The sequence below is a fragment of the Okeania sp. genome (assembly GCF_035285525.1).
Lineage (GTDB): Bacteria > Cyanobacteriota > Cyanobacteriia > Cyanobacteriales > Microcoleaceae > Trichodesmium.
In genome coordinates, this window is sequence record NZ_JAYKGW010000025.1 from 1 (window position 1) to 4,534 (window position 4,534).

A 4,534-nucleotide genomic window follows, 5' to 3' on the forward strand; every position below is an offset into this window, starting at 1 on the left:
GGGATTTCAGCACCAAACGTTGAAGACTATTTACCTTACGAGTGTCTCCATTCTGCATGGCTTTGTAGATTCGTTTTTGGAGGCGGAACAAATTTTTCTGGAATTTCTTCCAGTTTTGGTTGCTCCAAACTTCACTATGATTGCTCATGTGTCTAAGCGTACTCTCTTACTAAATTTCACTACGCTGATTACCCTGCAAGCAATTTGCGCTTGCATCCTACCCGTTGGAGAGATTTCCGTGCTTTCCCACCTACTCTTTGATTCGACCTTTCCTAGAGACTCTCTCAACGTTTTTCCTCGTTCCGAGTTACAGATTGTTTTGACGGTTTAGGGCTGTCCAATTCGCCTACACGATTCCCAGGGATGTGTCTAATTCAATCATTTGACGCGGGAATTTTCCGTGTGCGGTCAGGAGATTTGAGTGACTCCTTGCCGGTAATTAAGACGCTTTTTCAGGACATTCCGTAATGTACCCATGCCGTCTCCCCATTACCCCCAGTGTGCCTATCACTATACGCTCTGGTTGGGGCCTGATGCCAGCTTCACTCTGCTAGTGGAAAAGTTCTAGCTCGGTGTGGCCAGGTCGGGAGTCCGTTGTCCCCTAACGGGCTGGACTTTCACCAGCATCCATAACTCAGTTATCTAACGGGCTTCTTCTTTGGTGGCCTCATATAGCAAATAGCTCTATAGGCTCTTCCGCTGTGGCCTCGTTAGACCCTACTCATACCCCTCTAGTTTCTAGAGGCTCCTAATAGGAACGAGTCGCACGACTGATATTACTGCTGCACTTGTACGAATATTTACGCCCTTCGACAAAGCAACTTTAGTTAAACATTCGACGATTGTGGCAGAATCATCAGTATTAGGAAACATTCGTCCATCTGCCTCAGTCTTCAACTTTACGCCTCTAGCAGCAAACCATTCCACAGTATCACGAGCTTGAAATCTAGAGAATGCTCCCCGAAGTGCTTTACCACCTCTAGGGTAGTTTTGGATAAATATTGCTGGATCAAAACAACTGTGGGTAACATTACAACGTCCACCACCGGATATGCGTACTTTTGTCAGAGGTTGTCGCCCTGCTTCAAGAATAGTGATATGGTTTTGGGGAGTGCTTAAGGAAATATTAGCTGCCGTCAAGGCTGCAAAAAAACCTGCGGCTCCCCCACCTACAACTAAAACTTTGAGAGGAGAGAGAGACTTTTGATATGTATTAGACATCTCCAATAATAAAAAATTAAATCAATTATTGAATATAAATCATCTATTCTTTTTTCCTTACTCCCTACTCCCTCTTTTCTAAAGATGTCTATTTATTACTCTTCAACTGGTTCAAAATCTTCTTTACCCACTCCACAAACTGGACAAACCCAATCATCGGGGATGTCTTCAAAGGCAGTTCCTGGTGCTATATCACTATCTGGGTCTCCTTCTTTTGGGTCATACACATATCCACAGACATTACAGATATACTTTTTCATTTTAATTTGTTCCTCTCTAAGTATTTCACTTGGATTTTACAAGTTTGTCGGCCAGAAGTTCTACTACTAAATTGCAAAGTTTTATTACCGAAAAATTAATAATTAATAATTATAGGACTTACGCAACTGCAACGTATTTTCGTCCGATACGACCGTCGGGAAGTCATCTCAAACCCTTGTTTTTTGTACCTCATGGCTTTAGTCCTAAATTAAATAATTCAGCTTTATTAAGCTGCCCTTTCAGAAAATAAATTTTTTCCTTTTAGTCAATTTTCTCCCTTTTTTGGCTCTGCTTTATCAACATCTTTCTTAACATAAAACTTGACAATATAGACAAGTTATGCTTAAGTCTTGGTTCGGCTTTTTTGGAAAAAAAATGTATTTTTTCATACATTTTTATGGGATTATTTAAGTATTTTTACTTAGCTAGCATGATTGTTTCTCCCTTCTTCCCTGCTAAGAGCTCCCCCTTCCCCTCCTGGGAGGGGCTAGGGGTAGTTCTCACAAGGGTTTCAGGAGTTCCTGATCAGGGATAGCTTTTAGGGAGAGGTAATTATTAATTATCCATTAATGAAAGTGGTTTTGATTTGGGTAAATGATATTAGAGATTTTCTATGGAAGACCCCTGTAAGGTTTTAGTTCATAACTTACGCAAAGGTACTATCTATAGAGTTAAAAAACTATTGCGTATGGGGTTTTAAGCGCTAGATATAGGGTCTAGTGCGTAAGTTCTATTAGTTATTAGAGTTGTCGTTAAATAAATGGAGAGAACTGCTCAAACTAAGACATAGCAGTCATTTAAAAAGCTAAAATTCTTAGATAACTAGGGGTTTTCCAGTTTTTTTTGAAGTTATAAAGCAACAGGTCTATTGTATTGATAAGAAATTATAGGTGAGAAAAAACTGTAGCGGTTTGGTCTCCAAACCCCAACCGCTCAAAGATTTGAAGACCAAACCTCTAGAAACTTCCTTCTTATTCTTTCCTTCTTATTCTTTCCTTCTTCCTTCTTGCTTCTTCTTTCTTCCTTCCTCAAAAAAGTGATAAATTTTGCTGAAATAAAACCCCAAGTCAACCCTAAATATTCTTTTGTAGGAATTGAGAAAAAGAGAGGTAAATTAATTTTTCATTTACCCAAATGATTCAGTCATAACGACCCAAATATTAATAGATTCGACTTTAAATGTGAATTGTTTTTGCAACTCTATAAACTCCTAAAAATTATCCAGAAAATCTATCAAGAAAAAGGATATTTACATAAAAATATTAAAGTCAATGACCGTGACGGTGTACTCGAACAAGATGGAGGAAAAGAAGTTGTTATTAACAATAATCAAGAAAGTATTTTTTATAGAAAACTTGATGCTTTAGATAATATTTTAGATATCTATGATGAGTTAAAAATATTAGCACTTGTCTCCCGTATTAGCAAATCTGAAACTATAGACTATAGTAAAATTAATCGCTATCTGCACAAAGCAATTTTCCTAAATAATGGTGCAATATTTATAGACTATATTGACGTACCTAAGCAACAAATATTTTATAAATCCTCTGATCTTGTCACAATGTATTGTGATATATTTAGTGAAATTCAGCAAAAATTAGGAGAAAATATTAATCCTGAAATTGCTGCTTTATCTGCTAGATTTCAGGAAAAATATATTGGGGATGAATCTAGTCTGTTTAGCGAAATTCATTATCCATTAATTATTCATACTTTACGAGATGCTTTAGAAAAAATTGATAAATATACGCTTTTGAAAGATACAGATTATTGGGATTTTTATGATGCAATTGAGAAATTTTTATTCGGGGAATTGGATGACAGAAAAGACGGCAAAATTTGGGAATTTAATAATTTTCATAGTGTTGGGGAAGGAATTTGTTTAACTTATTTGTTGAAGCAGACAAATTCATGTTTTATCTCTTATCTAAATAGTCGATATCTTGCTCCAGAAATAATTGCTAATTTGAGCTACAAAAACAGAATTATCGATTTGAGCAATATTTTCCATGTCAACGGTAGAGATATTTTTCCCGATGCTGTAGTTCTTTCATTTCAAAGTAAAGATAATCGCCCCAACTCTTTAGTTTCAGAATTAGTTCCACCTAAAACTTTATATCAAATTGAAAAAGTCAAAAATTGGAATGACTTACCCTACTACACCAGCTTCAAATGTCAGAAATATAAATTAAAAATTGCCTCTATTTATCAAAACTCAGAACCAGAGAATCATACTTTTTATGAATTAGCTAAATTTGGCAAACTTGAGGGAGAAATACTAACAGTTCATTCTTTACCAAATCAGTTTTATTCTTATTGGGAAATCTGGGATAATTTCAATCTAGAACAATTACAAATGATCAAAAATTTGAATCATGTATTTTATCTAGCTTTAAAATTTGGTATTATATCATCTGAAAGATTTTTTCAACGTTTTATTGATTATGTATTAGGTTCAGAATCTCTACTCAAAGACAATATATTTTATATATCATTATTTCGGGATCAAGATAGACTTCGGTCTCTCAAAGAAATTAATCAAAGCTTTGGAAATTTCCTAAGAAAAATTATGAGCAAAATTTCTCTTCAAATCATTGATATTAAATACGCCAACTTTGACTATTATCTAAATCCAGGAAACCGAGAAGAAATTAAAAGTAGAAGTATTAGAAAACAATTTGTCTATGAATATTTGATTCAAAATTATCTAGAAAATAATCAAAATACTGTCAAAATTTGGAATATAAATAGTGAGTTTTGGCTACCTATTTATAAGAAAAATTTACCAGTCCTTACTCCTGGTGTTAGATACATGGATAATTATGTGAAATTAACAGGAGTTAATATTATGAAAATTATTGATAGTTATATAGCGCTAGGGAATAGGGAATAGAGAACAGGAGACTATCAAAGGGTTTTTCATATAGAACCCATTTGGGGTCTTTACACGCATTGAGGATTGGGAGTCAGGAGACAGGAGACAGGAGTCAAGAAATCGAGAAGTAAAATAGGGAAAAAAGTATAAAAATAGTTCTATTATGCACCATCT

General features: G+C 35.1%; 3 protein-coding genes and 1 pseudogene. 1 reads left to right on the forward strand and 3 read right to left on the reverse strand.

The genetic code is table 11. The features are described from left to right. The 3 genes and pseudogenes from VKJ25_RS02580 to rd all read right to left on the reverse strand — a co-directional run. Positions 1-148 (reverse strand): reverse transcriptase N-terminal domain-containing protein (locus VKJ25_RS02580; protein WP_324235065.1); only part of this gene is annotated, 148 nt, incomplete at its 3' end. Positions 149-759: 611 nt separating this feature from the next. Next, positions 760-1,221: pseudogene (locus VKJ25_RS02585) on the reverse strand (NAD(P)/FAD-dependent oxidoreductase); the annotation flags it as partial. A gap of 95 nt (positions 1,222-1,316) precedes the next feature. Continuing rightward, entirely contained in the window at positions 1,317-1,481 is a 165-nt protein-coding gene (gene rd, locus VKJ25_RS02590; RefSeq protein WP_324235063.1) for a rubredoxin, read from the reverse strand. Positions 1,482-2,668: 1,187 nt separating this feature from the next. On the opposite strand from rd, the gene VKJ25_RS02595 reads away from it, so the two are divergent. Further along, the gene (locus tag VKJ25_RS02595) at positions 2,669-4,378 is read left to right on the forward strand and encodes a hypothetical protein (protein ID WP_324235064.1); all 1,710 of its coding nucleotides are present in this window, start codon (positions 2,669-2,671) and stop codon (positions 4,376-4,378) included. Positions 4,379-4,534 lie beyond the last annotated feature (156 nt).

Bases quoted from the DNA above. Each gene is read 5' to 3' on its own strand.
- rd (WP_324235063.1), bottom strand. From the start codon at position 1,481: ATGAAAAAGTATATCTGTAATGTCTGTGGATATGTGTATGACCCAAAA.